The organism is Variovorax sp. CAN15 (assembly GCF_030462475.1).
Taxonomy (GTDB): Bacteria; Pseudomonadota; Gammaproteobacteria; order Burkholderiales; family Burkholderiaceae_C; genus Variovorax.
Map to the genome: position 1 here is coordinate 1 of NZ_JASMRZ010000083.1, position 21,879 is coordinate 21,879.

Consider the following 21,879-nt stretch of genomic DNA (forward strand, 5'->3'; position numbering starts at 1 on the left):
GATGCGCGATGGCGCCCGTCGAGGCACCCACCCTCACGCGGCCTGTCTGGCCCGCGAGCTGGCGTCGGACGTCTTCCACTGCTTCGTCCGCGTCGGCCAGCAGCCTGCGGGCACGCGCAATGAAGCGTTCTCCCAAGGCGGTTGCTTGCGCGGGCCCCCGTCCCCGGACGAGCAGCTGGCCGCCCAGGCGCGACTCCAGTTCAGCGATCTGGACGGTGACCGTGGGGGCCGCCAGGTGAAGGGCGCGTGCGGCGTTGGCCAGGGAGCCAAGGTCGGCGATGGCGACGAGGGTACGCAGATGGTCGAGGCTCAGTTCCCGCATGGCGCCAATTTAACTTTTCTTAATCCTGGGTTCCATATATTTAGCTGGAGCCATCGAGGTCGGATGCCTACGATCGCGCTCCATGGACCTCAAAATCTTCATCGACGGCGATCAGGGCACCACCGGCCTTGACCTGCAGAACCGGCTCCGGGGTGGGGAATTCCGCGTCCGCACGTTGCCGGCGAACCTGCGCAAGGACGCGGCTGCCCGAAGGGCCGCTCTCAACGAGTGCGACATCGCCATCCTTTGCCTGCCCGACGCCGCGGCGCGCGACGCGGTGGCGATGATCGAGAACCCTTCGGTGCGCGTGATCGACGCCAGCTCGGCTCACCGCACCAGCGCGGGTTGGGTCTACGGCCTGCCCGAGCTCGATGCAGGGCAAGGCGAACGCATTGCCTCGGCAGCGCGGGTCACGAATCCGGGCTGTTATCCCACCGCCGCGGTTGCCCTGCTGCGACCGTTGACGGATGCGGGCCTCCTGCCCGCCGACTATCCGCTTGCCATCCATGCCGTCTCGGGCTATTCGGGCCAGGGCAGGGCGGGGGCGGAAGCGCACGAGGCCGGGGCGGGAGCGCATTCGCTGAAGGTCTACGGTCTTGCACTCGAGCACAAGCACATGGCGGAAATGGAAACCTACGCCGGCCTGACGCAGCGCCCCATCTTCGTGCCGGCCTATGGCAGCTATCGGCAGGGCATCGTGCTCACCGTCGGATTGCACGCGCGAATGCTTCCCTCCGATGTCTCGGGCGTGCGCATCCACGAATGCCTTGCGCAGCGATACCGCGACGCGGCGCACGTTCACGTGCTGCCGATGTCGTCCGCCGTGCCGATGACCGAGCTGGACCCGCAGGTCCACAACGGCTCGAACGACATGAGCCTGGCCGTTGCGTGCAATGAGCGCACGGGTCAGATCGTCCTGGGAGCGGTTCTGGACAACCTTGGCAAAGGCGCCGCGGGGGCGGCTGTGCAGAACCTGCGACTGATGGCGAGCGCTTCGCGGCGCATGTTGTGAATTCGATGCAGAGCGTGCGCTTCCGGACGGGGGCCGATGTCCGCAACAGATGCAGGCATGCCCGCTATCGAACCCGCCTCGGAACATCGCCGATGATGGTCGCGCGCATCATGTGGCGTTCCGAGGGGTAGTAGTCGGACACCGCGTAGTGCTGGACTGCCCGGTTGTCCCAGAAGACGATCGTGTCCGGCTCCCAGTGCACGCGCACCTGGTATTCCGGGATCTTGGCCTGGCGCACCAGCAGGTCGAACAGCTCGCGAATCTGGGTCGGGGTATCCATGCCCCAATCCGAGCCCAGGACTTCCCGGTAGTTKGCGATGTGCGTGGTGTGGATTTCGTTCACGTACAGGATCGACTCCCCGGTTTCAGGATGCGTGATGACCACCGGATGTTCCACGGCGCGATGTCGATCCCGGTGTGCGGCACGTTCATTCGGATCCATCTTCTTGAACAACGCGACATTGATGTCGTTGACTGCCACCATGCCGTCGATCTTGCGCTTGACCTCTTCCGGCAGCCCGGCGTAGGCCTGAACCATGTTGCAGAAGATGGTGTCTCCTCCAACTTCCGGGCACTTGATGCAACGAAGAATTGAACCCATCGAGGGCTTCTCGTAGAACGCTGTGTCGGAGTGAAAGAGGTTCTCCGCCCCCTTTTTTTCCTTGGAAGCCTTGAGTTGAACAAGCTCGGGAAACTCCGCGTTGGCGGCCAGCAGCGGATTCTGCGTCTCGAGATCGCCGAACTTCCGGGCGAACGCCACATGCTGCGCGGGGGATACAGGCTGGCGCCGAATGACCAGCACCCGGAAAGCCAGCAGCAGTGCACGAATCCTGGCAATGCCGTCGTCATCGAGATCCGGCAGAAACAGATCCTGCAACTCCAGACCGAGCGACGGAGCCAGTCGACGGGTCTTCCAGCCCGAAGGCAATCCTTCGAGAGCGCGCTTCATGGCCGGGCTCGATTCGACAGGCGTCCAGCGTGAAGCCATTTCATCGGCAATGTTCAATGACATTCGTGTCTCCATTCAATTTATTGATGCAATTCAACGAGCGGAATCCCGGGCTCGATTCGCACAGCTTTTTCTTATTCCGCAGTCACTCCCGAAACCTTGATGAATTCCTGCCAGCGCGGAACCTCCGCCTCGAGGAGCCTGCGGAACTCCGCGGGTGAACGAACCGCTTGCCGTCCTCCAACCTGCTCGATCAAGGCCGTGTACTCGTCGGTTTGCAGGATGGCCTGCACTGCGTTCCAGATCTGCGCGATCCTGTCCGGCGCGACACCGCTGGGCGCCAGCAGGCCGACCCATGGCACGACATCGAAGCCCGGGAGCCCCGATTCGGCGACCGTGGGAATCGATTCGAGCTTGGGCAGCCGCTTCGCACTGCTGATGGCCAAGGCCCTGATGCGGCCACTTTGCAAGAGCGGCGTCGCAGCAGCCACCCCTTCGAAGGTCACTTGAACCTGGCCTGCGGCAAGGGCCGTCAGCGACGGGGCGGCTCCCTGATAGGGGACGTGCACGAACTTCAGCCTGGTGCGTCGGATGAACTCCGTCATGGCGAGATGCGAAACGCTTCCCACGCCCGGTGACGAGAAGCTGATCTCCCCCGGATGGCTGTTCGCATAGCTGACCAGCGACTCCACCGAATCGATCGGCAGCCTGGAATTGACGAGCAGCAGCAGCGGGGTGTCGTAGAGCGTCGCGACCGGCTCGAAGTGCTTCAAGGTGTTGTATCTCACGGCCTTGAAGAGGATCGGATTGATCACCAGCGCCGAAGATGCGGAGAAGGTCAGGGTGTTCAGGTCGCCGGTCGATCTGGCGACGTTGCCCAGCGCGATGCTTCCGCTCTGACCCGGGACGTTCTCGACAAAGAAATTGCGGTCCAGCTTCTTGCTTAGCGCGGATGCCAGGTACCGCCCCACCGTATCGACGGATTGACCCGGTGGATAGCCGATGACGATCCGCGACGAACGCTGGGAAGCGTCGCTCGCCTGCGTCTGAGCCTGAGCCTGAGCGGACATGCCGATGGAGAGCAGGCCCATGGACGCGGCAATCCACAAGAACAGGAATCGAACTTTCATCCTTTGTCTCCATCGTTGCTCTGAGAGATGGCGCCCGAATCACCTGCACGCACCGCGTGCGTCTGCGCTCAATCGCCCGAATGGCTTGTCATCGAACAATCATCGAACTGGGGCGAGGGCCTCGTCCAATACCGTTTGACCGGTCGGACATACGAGAATCGTATGGGCGCGGCCGAGCCGCCGAAGCGGGGCCGCGCCGCGTTCAGGACTGCAGATGAGGCAGATCGATCTGAGGAGTCTTCGCTGCCCGCGCGCCAGGCTGTGGTGTCGCTGCGCAGCCTGGGCGGGTTGGCTCGCGCCGTCCAACTCGCTACGCGGCCTGCAGCGGCCCGGCGAGCTTGTAGGTATTGAGAAGGAGGCCGGACGGCGTCGTCTTGGTGCTGGCGAGTTCGAAGGAACATCCCGGGGTTCCTTCCGCGAAGAGGCGCTTGCCCGTGCCCACCAGCACCGGGTAGACGATCAGCAGCACCTCATCTGCAAGCCCGTGCGCGAGCAGCGCCGATGTCAGCGTGGAGCTGCCCCACAGCACGAGGTTGGGCCCAGCCTGCGACTTGATGCGCCGCACGCCCTCGACCAGATCCGGCCCGACGCCTTCGAACGGCCCCCACGCGAGGCTCTCCGGGCGATGGGTGACGACGAACTTGGTGGCCGCATTCAAGCCATCCGCCATCGGACCGGCCGGCGCCTTCGGCCAGTAATCCGACCACATGTCGTAGGTGCGCCGTCCCAGCAGCAGATCGAAGCGCCCGCCGTGCGCGGCGAGCACCTCGTCCCGGCCGGCGGGAGTCCGGTAAGGCGCCGTCCAGTCGGCATAGGGGAAGCCGTCTTCGCTGGAAGGCTGGATCACGCCGTCGAGCGACACGTGTTCCATGATCTTGAGCTTTCTCATCCGGGTCTCCGTCTTTGATTGTTGGGGTTGGAGGGACTGCGCATGCTGAACTGCTCTTGGCCTTCGCGCAACTCCATTGCCTTGACGTCCCAAACTTGACTGGCGCTGTCCGAAGCGCTTACATTGCCCCCGCCTCGTGATGAACGGGGCCGGGTTTAGCAGCCCGCCGACATCCTGCGACGAAAGCCGCAGCTACCGCACCTGGTCTGCGGCTTTTTCGTTCGTGCCTCTTTTAGGCGGCTCGAACGGGAGGGCTCGCGCCCTGCCGGTTTCCGCAAGGATGTCCCGGTCTGCTAACCCGTTCGAGCTGCCGCCCTCGTTTAGCAGCGGGTGCGTCGGTTTCTGCAAATCGACATCCTTGGGAGGCCCACTCATGGCCAATGCTTCTTCAAACGACGCGGCAAGCGCCAGCGCTCGCTGCGCTTGCGCTCCTTATCGTCCCTCCGCCCAGTTCAAGCCCTTCGAGTGGGTCCAGGGTGACCGGCTCGGCGATTCGTCCCGGCAAGACCAGGCCGCATTCCTCAACAATGCCCGCGACGTGGTGCAGGGCGCCCAGACGCTGGTGCAGTTGCTCGGCTGGGACGAAGACCGGCGCGATGCTGCTGCGTCCGACGCAGACCCCGCGCCGCTCTTCGATGCCTGCCAGCGCAGCTCGCTGCAGCGGCTTCTTTCTGCAACGCTGGGCCTTCTTCATGCCCGGATCGAAATCCAGTGCGAGGCGCTGACGGGGTAGGGGCCGCCTGGCAGCCGCCTACGACTCTTCGTCCATCACCGGCGAAAGCTCCGCCAGCGTGCGCAGCAGCGTCTGCGCGCTCACCGGCTTGAACAGCACCGGCACGCCGGAGGCGCGCACGCGCTGCAGCCGCTCGGGCGAGGTCTCGCCGGTGACGATCAGCAGCGGGGCGTCGAGCGCGAAGCGCTCGCGCAACCGCTGCCCGACGGCCAGGCCGTCTTCTCCGGCGAGCCGGTAGTCGCACATCAGCACCGCGATGGGGGAACCCTCTTCGTCGCAGCGTGCCAGCGCGGTCCGGGCCTCGGCCTCGCTGGCCACGGCTTCCACCACGATGCCGTGCGCGCCGAGCAGTTGCGTCATCGCGCTGCGGATCTCCGCCTCGTCGTCGACCAGCAGCACCCGGCCGTGCAGCAGCGGCGCGGAGCGCAGTTCCGGCGGCAGTTCGAGCACCGCCGGCTCGCTGACCTCCTGTTCCTCGGCCAGCGGCAGCACCAGCCGGAAGCACGTGCCGCGCCCCACGCGCGAGCGCACTTGCACCGAATGCCCCAGCAGCTTCGCCAGCCGCTGCACGATCGACAGGCCGATGCCCAGGCCGCGTGCGCGGTCGCGCCCCGGGTTGTCGACCTGATAGAACTCTTCGAAGATGCGCTCGAGCTGCTGGGACGCAATGCCGATGCCGCTGTCGCGCACCTCCAGCCAGACCTGCCCGCCGCGTGTGCGCGTGATGACGGTGACGCCGCCGTGCCGGGTGTACTTCAGCGCGTTGTCCAGCAGGTTCGACAGCATGCGGTACAGCAGGTTGGGGTCGCTGTGCACCCAAACGCCGCTGGCGCGTACGCGCAGCTGCAGCGACTTCTGCCCGGCCTGGGGCAGAAAGACCTGGTTGAGCGCCAGCAGCAGCGTGTCGAGCTGCACCGGGCGCGGCGAGGCCGTGACCACGCCGGCGTCCAGGCGCGAGACGTCGAGCATGGCATCGAGCGAGGCGCCCAGGGCATCGACCGCGCGCATCAGCCGCTCGGCGTTGCGGCCTTCGGGGTGGTCGCGCAGCGCTCGCTCCATCGCCGCGCCGAAGAGGGCGATGGCATGCATGGGCTGGCGCAGGTCGTGGCTGGCGGTGGCGAGAAAGCGGGTTTTCTCGGCGCTGGCCTGCTCGACGGCGGCGATCTTCTCGTTCAGGCGCGCGGCCAGCTCCTCCTTTTCGAAGCGAAGCATCAGTGTTTCGGAGAGTTCGCGGTTTTCCCGAACGCCCACGCCCAGCGCCATCGCCAGGAAGATCGCGACATAGGCCGCCAGCAGCAGATGCAGCGTGGTCGCCTGCAAGGCGAGCGACACGATGAGGCTCAGCATCATCGGCAGCGCGCACCAGAGCATCGGCGCCATCAGCGGCCGCAGCGACTGCACCACGCGCATGCAGTTGCCCATCAGCAGCACGGTCAGCAGCATCGTGACCATCTCGTTGCCGGCCGTGACGAGCAGCGCCGGAATCAGCGCGTCGGCCGCGCCCAGCAGCATGGCCACCCGCGTGAGGCGGCGTGCCCAGGCGGGGCTGTCGGCCAGCGGCTCGGCCGTGGTCCAGCGCGGCACGACGTACAGGCAGAAGAGATTGACCGGCAGTTGCACCGCGAGCAGCACGGGCACGCGCCAGTCCTGGAACTGCAGATAGACGACGGGTGCGACCAGCGCCAGGAAGGCCAGCCGCGCCGCGAAGTTGGAGGGGTAGTTCGCGTAGATCGCCGCCACGCGCCGCTGCAGCACGCGCAGGGTCAGCGTATCGGCGGCGGAATCCGTAGCGAGTGGTGCGGCTGCGCTCATTGCCGCATCGGGCCGTGCGCGGTGGCATCGAACATGATCGCCTCGGGGAATGTCGACGGGAGTGTCGGGCGAGGATGCTACCGCGTGCTACCGACCGCGCGCGAGGGCGGCGTCTCAGGCCGGCGGCATCCTGTCGAACCTTTGCAGCGCCGGGTCCAGCACATCCCATTCGTGCCCGCGCACGCCGTACGTGACCGCCTGTGGCCTGAAACGTCCAGGATCGTCCAGGCTCGCGGCATGTACGGTGAATACATCGGGCATCGCCGCGAAGGTCATGAACACGGGTGAGCCACAGGTCGGGCAGAACGCGCGAGTCTTGACGTTGCCGCTGTCGCCGACCAAGTCCCACAGCGTGGCGTTGCCGGTCTGCTTCACGCCGCCGCGCGGAAAGCTCAGGTACGAGCCGTGGCCGGTGCCGCTCTTGTGCTGGCAGTCGAGGCACTGGCAGTGGTTCTGGAAGATCGGCTCGGACGGGATTTCGTAGCGGATCGCGCCGCACGCGCAGCCGCCGGTGTAGGAGTGGCTCATGTGTCTTGTCCTTTCGAGGTTGTCTTGCCGGCGGGAGCTGGCGGGAGGTAACCAATCTATTTGGACAAGGGCAGGGCGGGTGAGTAACAAGTTCGTCGCGAATGGGCGCCGCCCGGGGGCTCAGGCTTCCACTGGCACGTAGAGGTCGATCACGGCACCTGGCTGGTCGGGCGCGAAATGACCGTCATACAGCTCGAAGTCGGGGCTGTCGACCACCCGCAGGCCCGAGGCAGGAATCAACTCGCCCCAGATGATCGCCATGGCACTTTTGACTTGCGGGTGCAGGGCGGAGCCGTTAAGGGTGATGCGGAAGACGGCGTAGGTTGCCGCCGGAATCTCCTTCACCTTGAAGCCTTTGGGGAGCGGGCCGTCGTCGGCCTTCACCCCCACGCCGGCCATATACATGAAGGTTCCCGCTTCGCGGTCCACACTCCAGACGACGCCGTACGTCGCCCAGCTCGGAGCCTGGGTTTCCAGCGGCAGGGCGCCGACAAGCGCCGACCACAGCTGGGGAATCTCGGATTTCGTGGTGCCGTCGAAACGCCGGGACGGGCCCGCGACACGGAACTCATCGAGCTTGACCAGTTCGGGCAAGCGGGCCACGGCCGTGGCGAAGCTGCTGGGGGCATTCATTGGAAACTGTCCTTCGATAGGGTCGGGAGAAAAGCCGGCACGGAAGCGGCCGGGTGACGCGCCGAAGAGGCGCTTGAACGCGCGCGTGAACGCCTCCTGCGACTCGAAGCCGCAGTCCAGCGCCAGATCCATGAGCTTGACCTCGGGCTCGGTGCAGAGCCGTCGGGCGCTGCGCACGAGCCGACGTCCGCGCACATGCGCCATGACGCTGCGGCCCATGCGGGCCGTGAACATCCGGGAGAAGTGGTATGCCGAAAAACCAGCGCGTTTCGCGATCAGCTCGAGCGTGAGCGGCGTGTCGAGCCGCTCCTCGATCCAGGCCAGAAGCGGGACGAAGATGTCGGATTCGCGGGGCATCGGGTTGTCCATGCGGCGATCATGAAGTACCGCAAACCGGCTGTCCTGACCGAACTTGCGGCCGTGTCGTCCCGGAGCGGCTTTTCAGAATCTGCTGGATGTAACGCGAAAGAATTGTCATTTCAGCGGCTTCTGCCTTGAAGTTCTTACAACTTCGGCCCCGCTCGTGGCGTTTTCAGGCGGTAAAGTCCTGTCTCCCGTTTCGGACTATTTCCGAATCTTTTCCCGCCGCCTCCACTCCCGGTCGCTTTCCCGCTTTCCCGCTTTCTCGCGCGCTCTTCTCCATGTCCAACCTCATCGTGCACGGCGGTACGCCGCTGCGTGGCCGCATCATCCCTTCCGCCAACAAGAACGCAGTGCTGCCGGTGCTCTGCGCCACGCTTCTCACCTGGGAGCCGCTGCGCCTGCATGGCGTGCCCGACATCACCGACGTGCGCAAGATCCTGGACATCTTCCGCACCCTGGGCAGCGACGTGCGCATGGACCACGAAACGGGCACGCTGGAGCTGCACCACCGCGAGACGGCCTTCGACGCGTCGCGCCACCGGCTGCCGGAGGAGATGCGCTCGTCGATCATGCTGGTGCCGCCGCTGCTGGCGCGCTTCGGCGTGGCGCGGCTGGAGGACAACGTCAAGGGCTGCACGCTGGGCGTGCGCGAGATCGATCCGCACGTGGAGGTGTTCCAGCGCTTCGGCGGCGAGGTGGAGCGCACCGAGGGCTCGCTGCTGGTGCGCAGCAAGGGCCGGCTGATGCCCACCGATCACTGGCTGGATTACGCCTCGGTCACGACCACCGAGAACTTCGTGCTGTGCGCCGCGGCCACCGACGGCGCCTCGACACTGACCAACGCGGCCTCGGAGCCGCACGTGCAGGAGTTCTGCCGCTTCATGTCGATGATCGGCGTGCACATCGAGGGCATCGGCACCTCGCGGCTCACGGTGCACGGCGGCGGCACGCTCAAGGGCGGCGAGTTCCGCTTCGATGAAGACTTTCACGAGATCACCACCTTCCTCGCCCTGGGCGCCATCACCGGCGGCGACGTGATCGTGCGCAACAGCGCGCCCGAGAACTTTCCGCTGCTCGACCGCACCTTCGCCAAGTTCGGCGTGCGGATCGAGCACAAGGAAGGCTGGTCGTGCGCGATCCGCAGCGGCCCGCTGAAGGTGCAGACGCCCTTCACGAGCAACGTGCTCACCAAGGTGGAGGCGGCGCCGTGGCCCTACTTCCCGGTGGACCTGCTGCCGATCTTCATCGCGCTGGGCGTGCGCGCCGAAGGCAATGCGATGTTCTGGAACAAGGTCTACGACGGCGCGCTGGGCTGGACTGGCGAGCTCTCGAAGTTCGGCGCGCACGTGTTCTCGTCCGACCCGCACCGGCTCATCACCTTCGGCGGCAATCCGCTGACGCCGGCGGTGGTCGAGAGCCCGTACATCATCCGCGTGGCGATAGCGCTCTTCATGGTGGCGGCGAGCATCGAGGGCCGCTCCGAGATCCGCAATGCGGCGCCGATCCGCCGCGCGCATCCGCGCTTCGTGGAGAACCTGCGCAGCCTGGGCGTGCAGGTGGAGTGGACCAGCGAGGAGTGAGCTGAAGCGGGGCGATGACCCTGCCGCCGCGGCGACCTCCGGCTTGGCCGGAGAATGGCCGGCATTCGACAAAACAGAAGGAGCGCCCTCGAATGACCACGCTGCAACAACTCCTTGGAACGGATCTCCCGCTCATCCAGGCCCCGATGGCCGGCATACAAGGCAGCGCGATGGCCATCGCGGTCAGCAACGCCGGCGGCCTGGGCTCGCTGCCGGCAGCCATGCTGGGCACCGACGCCCTGCGCAGCGAGATCGCCGCGATCCGCGCGGGCACCGACAAGCCTTACAACGTCAACTTCTTCTGCCACACGCCGCCCGTGCCCAGCGCCGAGCGCGAGGCTGCCTGGCGTGCCGCGCTGGCACCGTATTACGCCGAGTTCGGCATCGACGCAGCGAGCATTCCCACCGGTCCGGGGCGCAACCCCTTCAGCGCCGAAGTGGCTGGGGTGGTGGCCGAGTTCCGGCCCGCGGTGGTGAGCTTTCATTTCGGGCTGCCCTCCGAGGAGCTGATGGCGCAGGTGCACGGCTGGGGCGCGAAGGTGCTGGCTTCGGCCACCACGGTCGAGGAGGCGCAGTGGCTCGAGGCGCGCGGCGTGGATGCCGTCATCGCGCAAGGGCTCGAAGCCGGCGGGCATCGTGGCCATTTCCTCTCGCACGACCTGACGCGGCAACTCGGCACCTTCGCGCTGTTGCCGCAGCTGGTGCATGCCGTCAAGGTGCCGGTGATCGCGGCCGGCGGCATCGCGGATGCGGCCGGCGTGGCCGCCGCCATGGCGCTGGGCGCCGCAGGTGTGCAGATCGGCACGGCCTACATGCTGACGCCCGAGGCAACCACCAGCGCGATCCATCGCGAGGCGCTCAGGAGCAGGGCCGCGCGGCACACGGCGCTTACCAATCTCTTCACCGGCCGGCCGGCGCGCGGCATCGTGAACCGCGTGATGCGCGAGCTCGGGCCCATCGGCGCGGCCGCGCCGGAATTTCCGCTGGCCACCTCAGGCATCGCGCCCTTGCGTGCCAAGGCCGAGGCACAGGGCAGCGGCGATTTTTCTCCGCTGTGGTCGGGGCAGAACGCCACCGGCTGCCGCGAGCTGCCTGCGGCCGAAGTCACGCGCGCGCTGGCGCAAGGATTCCGCTGAGTTTTTGTCGAACCTCGAACCATGACCCAACTGCATCTGCCCCTGAAATTCCTCGCGCACGGCGCGAAACCCGATGTGCGCGAGCCCTGGCTGCTGGTGCTGATGCACGGCGTCGGCAGCAACGAGCAGGACCTGTTCGGCCTGGCGCGGATGATGCCGCCGCAGTTCCACGTGCTGAGCCTGCGCGCGCCCTATGTGCTGTCGCCCGACGCCTATGCGTGGTTCGAGTTCCAGGTGCTGCCCAACGGCGAGCGCCGCATCGWCGAGGAGCAGGAGCGCGAAAGCCGCTTTCTCGTCGACGAGATGGTCGCCTCGGCCGCGCAACAGCTCGGCGTGCCGCCCGAGCGCGTGATCGTCGGCGGGTTCAGCCAGGGCGGGATCATGGCGCTGTCGCTGCTGCTGACCAAGCCCGGGAGCGTACGCGCCGCGATGGTGTGGCACAGCCGGCTGCTGTCTCAGGTGGTGCCGCACATCGCGCCGCCCGAGGCCTTCGAGGGCAAGGCGCTGTGGGTGAGCCATGGCAGCGCCGACAACGTGATTCCGCCGAGCGCGGCGCAGGCCACGCGCGAGCTGGCGCGCACCTTGCCGCTGGCGCTGTCGGGCACGGACTTTCCGGGCGCGCACGAGATCCGTCCGGCCGAGCTGCAGGCCACGCTGGCGTGGCTGCAAGCGCTCAGCGCTCCGTCAGGCGCGCCATGACCATCGCCTCCATCTCGCCAAGCCAGTCGGCATTGCCGGCGGCTTGCGGCTGCACCAGCAGCCGGTAGCGGCGGGCGCCCCAGCAGGCGGTCAGCAGGGCGTGGATGGTGGCGGSCGAAGGCTGCGGCGCCAGGTCCGTACAGGTTGCGAAGGCACGCAGCCAGCGCGCCGCGAGTTCGTCGTACACCCGGCGATGGTGCTTGGGCTCGGCCACGCGGTGTTCGAGCATCAGCATCTCGTGGTCGAAGGCGGGCAGCCCTTCGAGTTGCGTGTCGCAGGTCACGCGCACCAGGCGTTGCACACGTTCGCGCCAGCCGATGCCCGCCGGGGCGATCACGTCGGCATCGAGCCGCGCGAGCAGCGCCTCGATGCAGTGGCGCACATAGCCCGAGAGCAGGGCTTCCTTGTCGGGAAAGTAGTCGTACAGCGTGCCGACCGCGATGCCGGTTTCGAGCGCCACGGCGCGCGTGGTCACGCCGTCCCAGCCTTGCGCGTTCCAAATCCGAACAAAGGCGTCGTAGATCGCCTGCACGGTGAACTTGCTGCGTGCCTGCGTGGGGCGTTTCAGGGGCTTGGAGCGGGGTGCGTCCGGCATCGACGGGTTTCCGAACCCGCCGCGAAGCGGGCCGCCATACAGTTTGCGAATGAACAACGCATTCACTTTAACCCGCCTCCAGACGCGCAAGAACGCACTCGGCACGACCCGTGTCGTGACCATGCAGGACTCCGGCGCCTTGCAGCCCGGCGAGGTGCTGATGAAGATCGGCCGCTTCTCGCTGACCACCAACAACATCACCTACGCGGCCTTTGGCGACGCGGTCATGAAGTACTGGCAGTTCTTTCCGACCGGCGACGCAGACTGGGGCCACATGCCGGCCTGGGGCTTCGCCGACGTGGCCGCCTCGAACGTGGAGGGCGTGGCGGTGGGCGAGCGCTTCTACGGCTACTTGCCGATCGCGAGCCACCTGCGCATGCAGCCGGTGCGCGTGACGCCGCGCGGCTTCTACGACGGCGCCTCGCACCGCAGCGAACTGGTGTCGGCCTACAACCAGTACATGCGCTGCAGCAACGACGCGGGCTACGTTGCCGCGCTGGAGGACTACCAGATGCTGGTGCGCCCGCTGTTCATCACGTCGTTCATGCTGGCCGACTTCCTGGAGGACAACGGCTTCTTCGGCGCGAAGCAGGTGGTGGTGTCGAGCGCGTCGAGCAAGACCGCGTTCGGCACGGCCTTCTGCCTGGGCAAGCGCGAAGGACTGGCGCTGGTGGCGGCCACGTCCAACGGCAATCGCGCCTTCGTGGAAGGCCTCGGCTGCTACGACCGCACGCTGGCCTACGAAGAGATCGCCACGCTGCCGGCCGACGTGCCCACGCTGTATGTCGACTTCTCCGGCAACGACGAACTGCGCGCGACGGTCCACCACCACTTCGGCGAATCGCTGGTCTACGACTGCTATGCGGGCTCCGCGCAGAAGACCGAGTTCCTGGGCGACACCACGTCGCTGCCCGGCCCGACGCCGCAGCTGTATTTCGCGCCGGTGCAGATCCGCAAGCGAAATGCCGACTGGGGCCCGCAGGAGGTCAACCGCCGCTTCAACGAGGCACAGGGCCGGTTCATTGCCGAGATCAGCCGCCCGGGCAACCGCTGGATGGCGCTGGCGCAGGGCGAAGGCTTCGCGCATGCGCAAGCGGTGATCGCCGACCTGCACGCTGGCAAGGTCGACCCGCGTCAGGCGCATGCGGTGCGGCTCGCAGACTGACTGAACTTCTGCCGGGCCGGTACGTCACAGGGCGTTACGACGATGGGGGACGATGCGGACGCGGTGGTGCTCTTATTGGTGCACCATAGCCTTCGTCTCCCTGTGCCTTCCACGCCAGCCAAAGGAAACCGACCCATGCCCGAAAGCGATATCCGCGACACGCGCGACGCACCTGAATTCCGCCCCCGCCGTGAAACGCCCGTGGGCACGATCATCGTCATCGTGCTGGTGCTGCTGGCGGCCGCGTTCTTCGGCTGGCGCTGGTACCAGCAACAGCAGCAGCCGCCCGAGACCACGCCGGTGGCCGCGGCGCCGACCGACGGAACGCCGCCCCCGCCGGCACCTGCGCCTGCACCTCAATCCCAGGAACCGCGAAACCCGATGGACGGGATCGCGGTGCCCGACGCGGGGCTCACGAACGCCACCGACACGGACACGCGCGTGATGAAGGCGCTCGTCGACCTGTTCGGCAGCAAGAACGTGGCCGACTTCCTGCAGTTCGACGGCTTCGTGCGCCGCTTCGTGGCAACGGTGGACAACCTCGCGCGCGAGCAGGCGCCAGCGAGCGCGTGGCCGGTGCAGCAGACGAAGCAGCGCTTCATCACTTCGGGGCAGGGCGACAAGCAGGTCATCGCCGCCAACAATGCGGCGCGCTACAACCCCATGGTGCTGTTCGCCGAGTCGGTCGATCCGGCGAAGGCGGCCAAGACCTATGCGCGGCTCTATCCGCTCTTTCAGCAGGCCTATGAAGAGCTGGGCTATCCGGGGCGCTACTTCAACGACAGGCTCGTCGCGGTGATCGACCACCTGCTGCAGGCGCCCGAACCCGCCGGCCCGGTGCAGGTGCGGCTGGTCGAGGTGAAGGGCGACATTCCCTCGCAGCGCCCGTGGGTGCGCTACGAATACGCCGATCCGCAACTGGAGGCCATGTCCTCGGGTCAGAAGATCATGGTGCGCATGGGGCTGGAGAACGAGCGCAAGCTGAAGGCCAGCATGCGCGCCTTCCGCGAGCAGATCGCCACGGGCGACGTGGCGAAGAAGAAGCAGCCCTGACTGACGGCGGCGCCGAGGTGGTCGTGGGCCTCCTCCGGCGCGCCATGTAGGCGCGCACCGATTGCACGGGAGCCGGGTGTCGCCGAGGCTTGGGTTCCGAAACCAAGCTCCGGAGGACCACCGTATGAACCAGATGAGCGTCGACCTCTACCAGAGTGCCACCGATCCGGAGAAATTCCTCGCGCTTCCCGCGGGCACCGATCCTGACGAACTCATGGGCCCGATGACCTTCGACCGGGACTACGCGCAGATCAGGCGCTACCGCGAGGCATTCCGGTTCGATCCGTCGCAGGCCTATGCGGGCGTCAACGCCGCCAAGATCGCGGCGGACATCCTGACCGTGAAGTGGGCGACCTACCGCCGCGAGCCTTCGTCATCGTAGAAGGACGCGGCTTCGCGGCTTCTGCTTGCTCAGGCCTCTTCGGCTTCCTCGCTGTACTCGCTCACCGGCACGCAGCTGCAGAACAGGTTGCGGTCGCCGTAGACGTTGTCGACGCGGCCGACCGGCGGCCAGTACTTGGCGCTCTTTAGCGCGGCCAGCGGGAAGGCGCCGAGTTCGCGCGAGTAGGGGTGGCTCCACTCGCTGCCCAGCAGGCTCGCGGCCGTGTGCGGCGCGTGCTTGAGCGGGTTGTCTTCCTTCGGCCAGACGCCTTCCTCGATGCGGCGGATTTCGCCGCGGATGGCGATCATCGCGTCGATGAAGCGGTCGAGCTCGGCCAGCGGCTCGCTCTCGGTGGGTTCCACCATCAGCGTGCCGGGCACCGGGAAGCTCAGCGTGGGCGCGTGGAAGCCGTAGTCGATCAGGCGCTTGGCCACGTCCTCGGCGGTGACGCCGCTGGTGTCCTTGAGCGGGCGCAGGTCGAGAATGCACTCGTGCGCGACGTGCCCGTTGGGGCTGGCGTACAGCGTGGGGTAGTGGTCCTTCAGGCGCGCGCTGATGTAGTTGGCGCTGAGGATGGCCGTCTCGGTCGCGGCCTGCAGGCCCTTGGCGCCCATCATGCGGCAGTACATCCAGCTGATCGGCAGCACGGCCGCATTGCCCAGCGGTGCGGCCGACACCGCGCCCACGCCGTTCGACGGCACGCCGGCCGTCGCGTGGCCAGGCAGGTAGGGCACGAGGTCTTCGACCACGCACACCGGGCCCACGCCGGGGCCGCCGCCGCCGTGCGGAATGCAGAAGGTCTTGTGCAGGTTCAGGTGGCTCACGTCGCCGCCGAACTCGCCCGGCGCGGCCACGCCGACCAGGGCATTCATGTTGGCGCCGTCGACGTACACGCGGCCGCCATGTTCGTGCACCAGCTCGCAAAGCTCCTTCACGCGGGTCTCGAACACGCCGTGGGTGCTGGGGTAGGTGATCATCACCGCGGCCAGGTTGGCGCTGTGCTTCTCGCAGGCGCGCTTGAGGTCGTCCATATCGACGTTGCCCTGCGCGTCGCAGGCCGTCACCACCACCTGCAGGCCGACCATCTGCGCGCTCGCGGGGTTGGTGCCGTGCGCCGAAGACGGGATCAGGCAGATGTTGCGATGGCCCTGGCCCTTGGCTTCGTGGAAGGACTTGATGGCCAGCAGGCCCGCGTACTCGCCCTGCGAGCCCGCGTTGGGCTGCAGGCTGATGCCCGCGTAGCCGGTGGCCTCGCACAGCCAGGCGCGCAGCTGCGCGTCGAGCTGGGCGTAGCCCTGCAGCTGGTCGGCCGGCGCGAAGGGGTGGATGTTGGCGAACTCGGGCCAGGTGATGGGGATCATCTCGCTGGTCGCGTTGAGCTTCATGGTGCAGCTGCCCAGCGGGATCATGCTGCGGTCGAGCGCCAGGTCTTTGTCGGACAGGCTGCGGATGTAGCGCAGCATCGCCGTCTCGCTCTTGTGGGTGTTGAACACCGGGTGCGTGAGGAAGGCGCTGCTGCGGCGCAGCTCTTCGGGAATCAGCGGCGTGGTGCTGCCCGAGAGATCGTCGAAGCGCGGCGCCTGCGTGCCGGCGGGCGCGAACAGGCCCCACAGGGTCTCGACATCGGCGCGCGTGCTGGTCTCGTCCAGCGAGATGCCCAGGTGCTGCTGCAGGCGCTGGCGCAGGTTGACGCCGGCCGCCTGCGCTCGCTCGATGATCGACTGCGTGTCTTCGCCGGTGCGGATGGTCAGCGAGTCGAAGGCGGTGGTGTTCACCGGCTCGCGGCCCATCTGCGCGAGGCCCTTGGCCAGCACGGCGGTGAGCGCGGCCACGCGCTGCGCGATGCGCGTGAGGCCGTCGGGCCCGTGGTACACGGCGTACATGCTGGCCACCACGGCCGGCAGCACCTGCGCGGTACAGATGTTGGAGGTGGCCTTCTCGCGGCGGATGTGCTGCTCGCGTGTCTGCAGCGCGAGGCGATACGCCGGCTGGCCGTGCGTGTCGACGCTCACGCCCACGAGGCGGCCCGGCAGCGAGCGCTTGAACTCGTCGCGGCAGGCCAGGTAGGCGGCGTGCGGGCCGCCGTTGCACAGCGGCATGCCGAAGCGCTGCGTGGTGCCGCAGACGATGTCCGCGCCCCATTCGCCGGGAGGCGCCAGCAGCGTCAGCGCCAGCAGGTCGGCCGCGACGATGAAGGCGGCGTCGCACTGGTGCGCGTGGCCCGCGAGCGGGCGCAGGTCGTGCACGTGGCCGGTGGTGGCGGGGTACTGCGCGAGCACGCCGAAGAAGGCGCCGCTCACCATCAGGTGCGGCAGCGTTTCCGACACGGTGCTCACCTTGACCTCGATGCCCAGCGGCGCGGCGCGGGTCTTGATGACTTCGATGGTCTGCGGGTGGCAGTCGCCAGACACGAGGAACACGTTGCTCTTGCTCTTCACACTGCGCTTGGCCAGCGTCATGGCCTCGGCGGCGGCCGTGGCTTCGTCGAGCATCGATGCGTTGGCGATGGCCATGCCCGTGAGGTCGCACACCATCGTCTGGAAGTTGAGCAGGGCTTCCATGCGGCCCTGCGAGATCTCGGCCTGGTAGGGCGTGTAGGCGGTGTACCAGGCGGGGTTCTCGAGGATGTTGCGCAGGATCACGCCCGGCGTGTGGTTGCCGTAGTAGCCCTGTCCGATGAAGTTGCGCAACACCTTGTTCTTCGACGCCATCGCCTTCAGCTCGGCCAGCGCGTCGGCCTCGGTCACCGGCGCGGGCAGGCGCATCGGCTTCGAGCGGCGGATGGCCGCCGGCACGATGCCGTCGATGAGCTCGGCGCGCGTTTCCGAGCCGATCGCCGGCAGCATGCGCGCCTCGTCCGCCGCATCGATGCCGATGTGGCGAGCGAGGAATTCCTCGGCGTTCTCTAGTTCTTGCAAGGAAGGAAGGGCGGGCGTCGGCATGGCGGTGAGGGCTCGGAGGGAAAAGACAAAAGTGCTGAAAGGAATCAGCGGATCAGGATTCGGCGGCGAACTTGTCGTACGAAGCAGCGTCCAGCAGCGCGTCGAGCTGGGCGGGGTCGCTCAGCTTGACCTTGAAGAACCAGCCGGCGGCCAGCGGGTCGCTGTTGGCGAGCGACGGGTCGGCGCGCAGCGCTTCATTCACTTCGGTGATCTCGCCCGACACGGGCATGAACACGTCGGCGGCGGCCTTCACCGATTCGACGACACCGGCGACATCGCCCTGCGCGAAGGTCTTGCCGACTTCGGGCAGGTCGACGAACACCACATCGCCCAGCGCGTCCTGCGCATGCACGGTGATGCCGACGGTGGCCGCGTCGCCTTCGGCCGACACCCATTCGTGGTCCTTGGTGTACTTGATGCTCATGGTGGGAAAACTCCTCGTGGAAAAAATGAATCGGGGTGCAGAGCCTAGCCGGTCAGCCGCGGTAGTAGCGGGTGGGCACGAAGGGCATGGTCAACACTTCCATCGGCACTGGCTTGCCGCGCACGATGGCCTGCACGCGCGTGCCCGGCTCGGCGAACGCGGTGGCCACATAGCCCATGGCGACGCAGCGGTCGGCCGTGGGGCCGAGCAGGCCGCTGGTGACGGCGCCAATGTCGTGGCCCTCGAATGACTGCAGCACCGTGCCGTCGCGCACCGGAATGCGTTCCAGCGCGACGAGGCCCACGCGTTTGCGCTTCAGGGTGTCGTGGTCGGTGTGGCCGGCCGCGCCGGCGGTGGAGGCGGCGAGCTGCGCGAGCACCTTCGCGGCACCCGGAAAACCGCCTTCGCGCGCGCCGCCCGCGCGGCGCACCTTCTGCATCGCCCAGTTGAGCGAGGCCTCGACGGGCGTGGTGGTGGTGTCGATGTCGTTGCCGTAGAGGCAGAGGCCGGCTTCGAGCCGCAGCGAGTTGCGCGCGCCCAGGCCGACGGGCTTGACCTCGGGCTGGGCCAGCAGCAGCCGGGCGAGGGCTTCGGCGTCGGCGGCGGCCACCGAGATCTCGAAGCCGTCCTCGCCGGTGTAGCCGCTGCGGGTGACGAAGGCTGCAATGCCGCCGATCTGCACCGCGCCGCCGGTCATGAACACGAAGCGTTCGACGCCGGGCGAAAGCCGCGCCAGCGTGGCCGCCGCCTGCGGGCCCTGCAGCGCGAGCAGCGCATGGTCGGGCAGGGGGCGCACCTCGCAGCGCGAGCCGATCTTCTGCTGGATGTGGGCGATGTCGGCCACCTTGCAGGCGCCGTTGACGATCACGAAGATCGAGCCGTTGCCTTCGTTGAAGAACATCAGGTCGTCGAGGATGCCGCCCTCGTCGTTCAGCAGTAGGCCGTAGCGCTGCTTGCCGGCGGGCAGGTCGATCACGTCGACGGGCATCAGGGTCTCGAAGGCTGCCGCGGCGTCGGGGCCGACCAGGCGCAGCTGGCCCATGTGGGAAATGTCGAACAGGCCGGCCGCGTCGCGCGTGTGCTTGTGTTCGGCCATCAGGCCGGCGGGGTACTGAACCGGCATCGAGTAGCCGGCGAAGGGCACCATGCGGGCGCCCAGCTCCAGGTGGAGGTCGTACAGCGGCGTCTTGAGAAGTTCGGTAGCGGATGCGGAGGAAGCGGCCACGGGGCACTCCAAAGGGGCAGTCGAAATCCATGACGCAAGCCATGGGCCACCCCTGCTGTCCGCTTTACCTGAGAGATTCGCCCCACGATCGGGGTTTGCTCCTTCGGTGGGCCGTCTGCTCTTTCGGGCGGCGGCCTCTCTCCAGCAAGGAAACGCCGGTTTTCACCGGCGCCTCGTCAGTCCTTTTGCCTGAGCGTTCGGGGGAAGTTTGCCCCCTGCGCCTTCGGCGGCCCCGGCGTGCGGGGCTCTCTCCTGACCTCGGCAAGTGTAGTTGATCGAGCGGCCCGACTGGCGGATTCGCCTGCCTGCGCTCAGCGCGCCCACAGATGCCAGGCCCCGAGGCCGGCCGCAACCCACACGGCCACGACCAACGCGGCGCCCCAGCGGCTGGTCGGCCTGGAACCAGAGCTTTGCATCCACGCATCGGCCCGCTGCCGGCATTCGGCGAGCACCGGCGCCGGAATCAGCCGGATCGTCAGCCAGATCAGCCCCGGCAGCAGCAGCACGTCGTCGACGTAGCCGAGCACCGGAACGAAGTCGGGAATCAGGTCGATCGGGCTGAGCGCATAGGCCACCACGAACACGCCGAGCGCCTTGGCGTACCAGGGCGTGGAGGCGTGCCGGCAGGCGAACCAGAGCGTGACGCCGTCGCGCTTGAGGCGCCTGGCCCAGCCGCGAAGGCGTTCGGACAACGAGGTGGAGACGGGAGGCGGGGAATTCACCCGGCGATGGTGTCACAGGCCGGGGCGACCGCCGCCTCGATCGAGGCCCTCAGTGAATCACTTCGGCCGGCGGCAGCAGCCGGTCGATGCGCTCGCGCAGCGACTCGGCGCGCTCCGCGCCGGCGGTCTTCTCGATCTCGGTGAGCATCAGCGCGGCGATGGTCAGCATCGCCTCGCGGTCGCGCGCTTCGCGCAGTGCGTCGCGCATCTGCAGCGCGAACTTCGGGTCGCGGCGCACGAACATGCGCTCGCAGATGTCGAAGAGGAACATGCGCGTGGTCGCCAGCGAACGCTTGCCGTCGAAGGTGTCGGCCGAGGTGGCGACCTGGATCGGCTCGATGGCGGGGATGGGCGAGGGCGCGGGCTGCGCGGGGGGCTCGGCCGGCGCGGCTTCGGCGGCGGCCTTAGGGCCCTGCAGGTAGCCCTTCTCGATCAGCGTCTGGATGGCTCGTGCGGCTTCATCGCGGTTGGGGAAGAGGGGACTGAAGTCGGTCAGGGAGCGCCGGCCGTCGGCCATCAGCAGCAGGGCGCGTTCGCGCTGGGTGAGCGTGCGCTGTCCGCCCTGGAGTTCGTTGCGCGCCTTGTCGGTCTTGGTGGGAAACATGGCAGCCACAGCCTTGGGGAAACGAAGGCTGCAGCATGGTTGCAAGTGGTGACACCTTCGTGAACCGTTTGGCTTACAGGGCCATTGGGCGGGGCGCTTGCGTCAGCCGCCCGCGCCTTCCTTGCGGATGAGCCAGCGGCCTTCCACGCGCTGCAGCTCCAGGGTCTTGCGGCTCTTCTCGCGCAGCTTGTCGGCGCTGTAGGTCTGCTGGAAGCTGGCGGTGGCCGCCTGCCCCTTGAGGCTGATGACGAGGCTGTCGATCTCCACGCTGATGGCGGCCTTCTCTTCGATGCGCTCGCGGCGGTCTGCCTCCCATGCCTTGCGGTCCTGGCCGCGTGGCGGCGTGAAGTCGCTCGCGTAGGCGGCGAGGTAGCGCGCGACGTCGCGCGCGGACCATGCCGCGGCCCAGGCGCGCACTGCGGCCTCGACTTCGCGGATGCCTGCTGCGGGATCGGCCGGCACGGTGGTCACAGCCGGTGTCGTCGGCGCTACCGACGTTGCCGGCCCGGCGGCGAAGGCGGCCGGAGCCAGTAGCGCGCTCCCCAGTACGCAGCTCAGGAATCGATTCATGGCGCAGTGTCCCTCCTTGTCGTTTCGCGGGCCCTCCGGCCCTGCGCCCGATTCTGGCAGCGAACATGCGCCAGGCCCTTTTCAGGCGGCAGCTCCTTCGGTCTCGGCCGGCATCGCCTGCATGGCGCGGTTGCGCAGCCGCAGCGCCAGCACCGCCGCCACGCACAGCACGCAGAGCACCGCTGTCAGCGTGACGCCGAGGCCGCGCGCGTCCGACAGCATGCCGAAGAACGGCGACACCAGCCCGCCCACCGACAGCGCCAGCCCCAGCGCGATGCCGCTGGCGGTGGCCGGGTTGCGCGGCAGGTAGTCCTGCGCCAGCGTTACCWGCGCGGCGAAGGGCAGGAACATGCACAGGCCGAAGAGCGCGGTGCAGGCCAGCGCCCAGCCGGCGTCCGGCGCGAGCACGAT

The 21,879-nt window shown here is 67.6% G+C and carries 22 protein-coding genes, 1 pseudogene and 2 riboswitches; of the genes and pseudogenes, 8 read left to right on the plus strand and 15 right to left on the minus strand.

Annotated elements, in window-relative coordinates:
* A partial coding sequence (locus tag QMO14_RS28530; protein ID WP_301511323.1) for a LysR family transcriptional regulator occupies positions 1-322 on the minus strand: 322 nt, incomplete at its 3' end.
* 82 nt (positions 323-404) lie between these two features.
* Between QMO14_RS28530 and argC the strand changes: the two genes are divergently transcribed.
* A complete protein-coding gene (argC, locus tag QMO14_RS28535) occupies positions 405-1,334 on the plus strand; it encodes an N-acetyl-gamma-glutamyl-phosphate reductase (protein ID WP_301511324.1) in 930 nt (309 codons plus the stop codon).
* A gap of 64 nt (positions 1,335-1,398) precedes the next feature.
* Here the strand turns inward: argC and QMO14_RS28540 are convergent, their stop codons facing one another.
* The 3 genes from QMO14_RS28540 to QMO14_RS28550 all read right to left on the minus strand — a co-directional run bounded on the left by QMO14_RS28540 (position 1,399) and on the right by QMO14_RS28550 (position 4,302).
* Entirely contained in the window at positions 1,399-2,346 is a 948-nt protein-coding gene (locus tag QMO14_RS28540; RefSeq protein ID WP_301511325.1) for a TauD/TfdA family dioxygenase, read from the minus strand.
* Positions 2,347-2,417: 71 nt separating this feature from the next.
* Positions 2,418-3,413 (minus strand): tripartite tricarboxylate transporter substrate binding protein, encoded by a 996-nt coding sequence (locus QMO14_RS28545; RefSeq protein WP_301511326.1) that lies wholly within the window; start codon positions 3,411-3,413, stop codon positions 2,418-2,420.
* Between the two features lie 310 nt (positions 3,414-3,723).
* Positions 3,724-4,302, minus strand: a complete 579-nt coding sequence (locus QMO14_RS28550) for a dihydrofolate reductase family protein (RefSeq protein WP_301511327.1) — start codon at positions 4,300-4,302, stop codon at positions 3,724-3,726.
* Between the two features lie 373 nt (positions 4,303-4,675).
* Between QMO14_RS28550 and QMO14_RS28555 the strand changes: the two genes are divergently transcribed.
* Complete coding sequence (locus QMO14_RS28555; protein WP_301511328.1) at positions 4,676-5,035, plus strand: hypothetical protein; 360 nt, start codon at positions 4,676-4,678, stop codon at positions 5,033-5,035.
* An 18-nt stretch (positions 5,036-5,053) separates the two neighbouring features.
* On the opposite strand, the gene QMO14_RS28560 is transcribed toward QMO14_RS28555, so the two are convergent.
* The 3 genes from QMO14_RS28560 to QMO14_RS28570 form a co-directional block, all read right to left on the minus strand.
* Entirely contained in the window at positions 5,054-6,847 is a 1,794-nt protein-coding gene (locus QMO14_RS28560) for a hybrid sensor histidine kinase/response regulator (RefSeq protein ID WP_301511329.1), read from the minus strand.
* 114 nt (positions 6,848-6,961) lie between these two features.
* A complete protein-coding gene (locus tag QMO14_RS28565) occupies positions 6,962-7,375 on the minus strand; it encodes a GFA family protein (RefSeq protein ID WP_301511331.1) in 414 nt (137 codons plus the stop codon).
* A gap of 120 nt (positions 7,376-7,495) precedes the next feature.
* The gene (locus QMO14_RS28570; protein ID WP_301511332.1) at positions 7,496-8,377 is read right to left on the minus strand and encodes an AraC family transcriptional regulator; all 882 of its coding nucleotides are present in this window, start codon (positions 8,375-8,377) and stop codon (positions 7,496-7,498) included.
* Between the two features lie 272 nt (positions 8,378-8,649).
* On the opposite strand from QMO14_RS28570, the gene QMO14_RS28575 reads away from it, so the two are divergent.
* The 3 genes from QMO14_RS28575 (at position 8,650) to QMO14_RS28585 (ending at position 11,786) form a co-directional block, all read left to right on the plus strand.
* Complete coding sequence (locus QMO14_RS28575) at positions 8,650-9,951, plus strand: UDP-N-acetylglucosamine 1-carboxyvinyltransferase (RefSeq protein ID WP_301511333.1); 1,302 nt, start codon at positions 8,650-8,652, stop codon at positions 9,949-9,951.
* A 92-nt stretch (positions 9,952-10,043) separates the two neighbouring features.
* Positions 10,044-11,087 (plus strand): nitronate monooxygenase family protein, encoded by a 1,044-nt coding sequence (locus tag QMO14_RS28580; protein ID WP_301511334.1) that lies wholly within the window; start codon positions 10,044-10,046, stop codon positions 11,085-11,087.
* A 21-nt stretch (positions 11,088-11,108) separates the two neighbouring features.
* Positions 11,109-11,786 (plus strand): alpha/beta hydrolase, encoded by a 678-nt coding sequence (locus QMO14_RS28585; protein ID WP_301511335.1) that lies wholly within the window; start codon positions 11,109-11,111, stop codon positions 11,784-11,786.
* On the opposite strand, the gene QMO14_RS28590 is transcribed toward QMO14_RS28585, so the two are convergent.
* Positions 11,761-12,381 carry a TetR/AcrR family transcriptional regulator gene (locus QMO14_RS28590; protein ID WP_301511336.1) on the minus strand — a complete coding sequence of 207 codons (621 nt, stop codon included), beginning with the start codon at positions 12,379-12,381 and terminating at the stop codon, positions 11,761-11,763. The two genes, QMO14_RS28585 and QMO14_RS28590, sit on opposite strands and share 26 nt — an antisense overlap.
* Positions 12,382-12,430: 49 nt before the next feature.
* Here QMO14_RS28590 and QMO14_RS28595 point away from each other — a divergent pair, with 49 nt between their 5' ends.
* The 3 genes from QMO14_RS28595 to QMO14_RS28605 all read left to right on the plus strand — a co-directional run bounded on the left by QMO14_RS28595 (position 12,431) and on the right by QMO14_RS28605 (position 14,981).
* Complete coding sequence (locus QMO14_RS28595; RefSeq protein ID WP_301511337.1) at positions 12,431-13,546, plus strand: DUF2855 family protein; 1,116 nt, start codon at positions 12,431-12,433, stop codon at positions 13,544-13,546.
* A gap of 135 nt (positions 13,547-13,681) precedes the next feature.
* Positions 13,682-14,599 (plus strand): DUF3014 domain-containing protein, encoded by a 918-nt coding sequence (locus tag QMO14_RS28600; protein WP_301511338.1) that lies wholly within the window; start codon positions 13,682-13,684, stop codon positions 14,597-14,599.
* 124 nt (positions 14,600-14,723) lie between these two features.
* Positions 14,724-14,981 carry a hypothetical protein gene (locus QMO14_RS28605; protein WP_301511339.1) on the plus strand — a complete coding sequence of 86 codons (258 nt, stop codon included), beginning with the start codon at positions 14,724-14,726 and terminating at the stop codon, positions 14,979-14,981.
* Between the two features lie 29 nt (positions 14,982-15,010).
* On the opposite strand, the gene gcvP is transcribed toward QMO14_RS28605, so the two are convergent.
* From gcvP to QMO14_RS28640, 7 genes and pseudogenes are all read right to left on the minus strand, one after another.
* Complete coding sequence (gene gcvP, locus QMO14_RS28610; protein ID WP_301511340.1) at positions 15,011-17,923, minus strand: aminomethyl-transferring glycine dehydrogenase; 2,913 nt, start codon at positions 17,921-17,923, stop codon at positions 15,011-15,013.
* A 52-nt stretch (positions 17,924-17,975) separates the two neighbouring features.
* The gene (gene gcvH, locus QMO14_RS28615) at positions 17,976-18,347 is read right to left on the minus strand and encodes a glycine cleavage system protein GcvH (protein ID WP_301511341.1); all 372 of its coding nucleotides are present in this window, start codon (positions 18,345-18,347) and stop codon (positions 17,976-17,978) included.
* Positions 18,348-18,399: 52 nt separating this feature from the next.
* Positions 18,400-19,572 carry a glycine cleavage system aminomethyltransferase GcvT gene (gene gcvT, locus QMO14_RS28620; protein WP_301511343.1) on the minus strand — a complete coding sequence of 391 codons (1,173 nt, stop codon included), beginning with the start codon at positions 19,570-19,572 and terminating at the stop codon, positions 18,400-18,402.
* A 45-nt stretch (positions 19,573-19,617) separates the two neighbouring features.
* A riboswitch (glycine riboswitch) is annotated at positions 19,618-19,727 on the minus strand.
* Between the two features lie 16 nt (positions 19,728-19,743).
* A riboswitch (glycine riboswitch) is annotated at positions 19,744-19,837 on the minus strand.
* A gap of 46 nt (positions 19,838-19,883) precedes the next feature.
* Positions 19,884-20,294: a YkvA family protein gene (locus QMO14_RS28625; RefSeq protein WP_301511344.1), complete on the minus strand. Its 411-nt coding sequence runs from the start codon at positions 20,292-20,294 to the stop codon at positions 19,884-19,886.
* 49 nt (positions 20,295-20,343) lie between these two features.
* Positions 20,344-20,898: a hypothetical protein gene (locus QMO14_RS28630; protein WP_301511345.1), complete on the minus strand. Its 555-nt coding sequence runs from the start codon at positions 20,896-20,898 to the stop codon at positions 20,344-20,346.
* 102 nt (positions 20,899-21,000) lie between these two features.
* Positions 21,001-21,468, minus strand: coding sequence for a DUF4440 domain-containing protein (locus QMO14_RS28635; protein ID WP_301511346.1), 468 nt, complete (start codon positions 21,466-21,468; stop codon positions 21,001-21,003).
* 81 nt (positions 21,469-21,549) lie between these two features.
* Positions 21,550-21,879 (minus strand): annotated as a pseudogene (locus QMO14_RS28640) (MFS transporter); the annotation flags it as partial.

What these genes read in the sequence shown, in the direction of transcription:
- QMO14_RS28550 (WP_301511327.1), bottom strand. Translation starts at nt 4,302, where the DNA reads ATGAGAAAGCTCAAGATCATGGAACACGTGTCGCTCGACGGCGTGATC.
- QMO14_RS28630 (WP_301511345.1), bottom strand. Translation starts at nt 20,898, where the DNA reads ATGTTTCCCACCAAGACCGACAAGGCGCGCAACGAACTCCAGGGCGGA.
- QMO14_RS28600 (WP_301511338.1), top strand. Translation starts at nt 13,682, where the DNA reads ATGCCCGAAAGCGATATCCGCGACACGCGCGACGCACCTGAATTCCGC.
- QMO14_RS28605 (WP_301511339.1), top strand. Translation starts at nt 14,724, where the DNA reads ATGAACCAGATGAGCGTCGACCTCTACCAGAGTGCCACCGATCCGGAG.
- QMO14_RS28635 (WP_301511346.1), bottom strand. Translation starts at nt 21,468, where the DNA reads ATGAATCGATTCCTGAGCTGCGTACTGGGGAGCGCGCTACTGGCTCCG.
- QMO14_RS28595 (WP_301511337.1), top strand. Translation starts at nt 12,431, where the DNA reads ATGAACAACGCATTCACTTTAACCCGCCTCCAGACGCGCAAGAACGCA.
- QMO14_RS28575 (WP_301511333.1), top strand. Translation starts at nt 8,650, where the DNA reads ATGTCCAACCTCATCGTGCACGGCGGTACGCCGCTGCGTGGCCGCATC.
- argC (WP_301511324.1), top strand. Translation starts at nt 405, where the DNA reads ATGGACCTCAAAATCTTCATCGACGGCGATCAGGGCACCACCGGCCTT.
- QMO14_RS28545 (WP_301511326.1), bottom strand. Translation starts at nt 3,413, where the DNA reads ATGAAAGTTCGATTCCTGTTCTTGTGGATTGCCGCGTCCATGGGCCTG.
- gcvP (WP_301511340.1), bottom strand. Translation starts at nt 17,923, where the DNA reads ATGCCGACGCCCGCCCTTCCTTCCTTGCAAGAACTAGAGAACGCCGAG.
- QMO14_RS28565 (WP_301511331.1), bottom strand. Translation starts at nt 7,375, where the DNA reads ATGAGCCACTCCTACACCGGCGGCTGCGCGTGCGGCGCGATCCGCTAC.
- gcvH (WP_301511341.1), bottom strand. Translation starts at nt 18,347, where the DNA reads ATGAGCATCAAGTACACCAAGGACCACGAATGGGTGTCGGCCGAAGGC.
- QMO14_RS28560 (WP_301511329.1), bottom strand. Translation starts at nt 6,847, where the DNA reads ATGAGCGCAGCCGCACCACTCGCTACGGATTCCGCCGCCGATACGCTG.
- QMO14_RS28570 (WP_301511332.1), bottom strand. Translation starts at nt 8,377, where the DNA reads ATGGACAACCCGATGCCCCGCGAATCCGACATCTTCGTCCCGCTTCTG.
- QMO14_RS28555 (WP_301511328.1), top strand. Translation starts at nt 4,676, where the DNA reads ATGGCCAATGCTTCTTCAAACGACGCGGCAAGCGCCAGCGCTCGCTGC.
- QMO14_RS28580 (WP_301511334.1), top strand. Translation starts at nt 10,044, where the DNA reads ATGACCACGCTGCAACAACTCCTTGGAACGGATCTCCCGCTCATCCAG.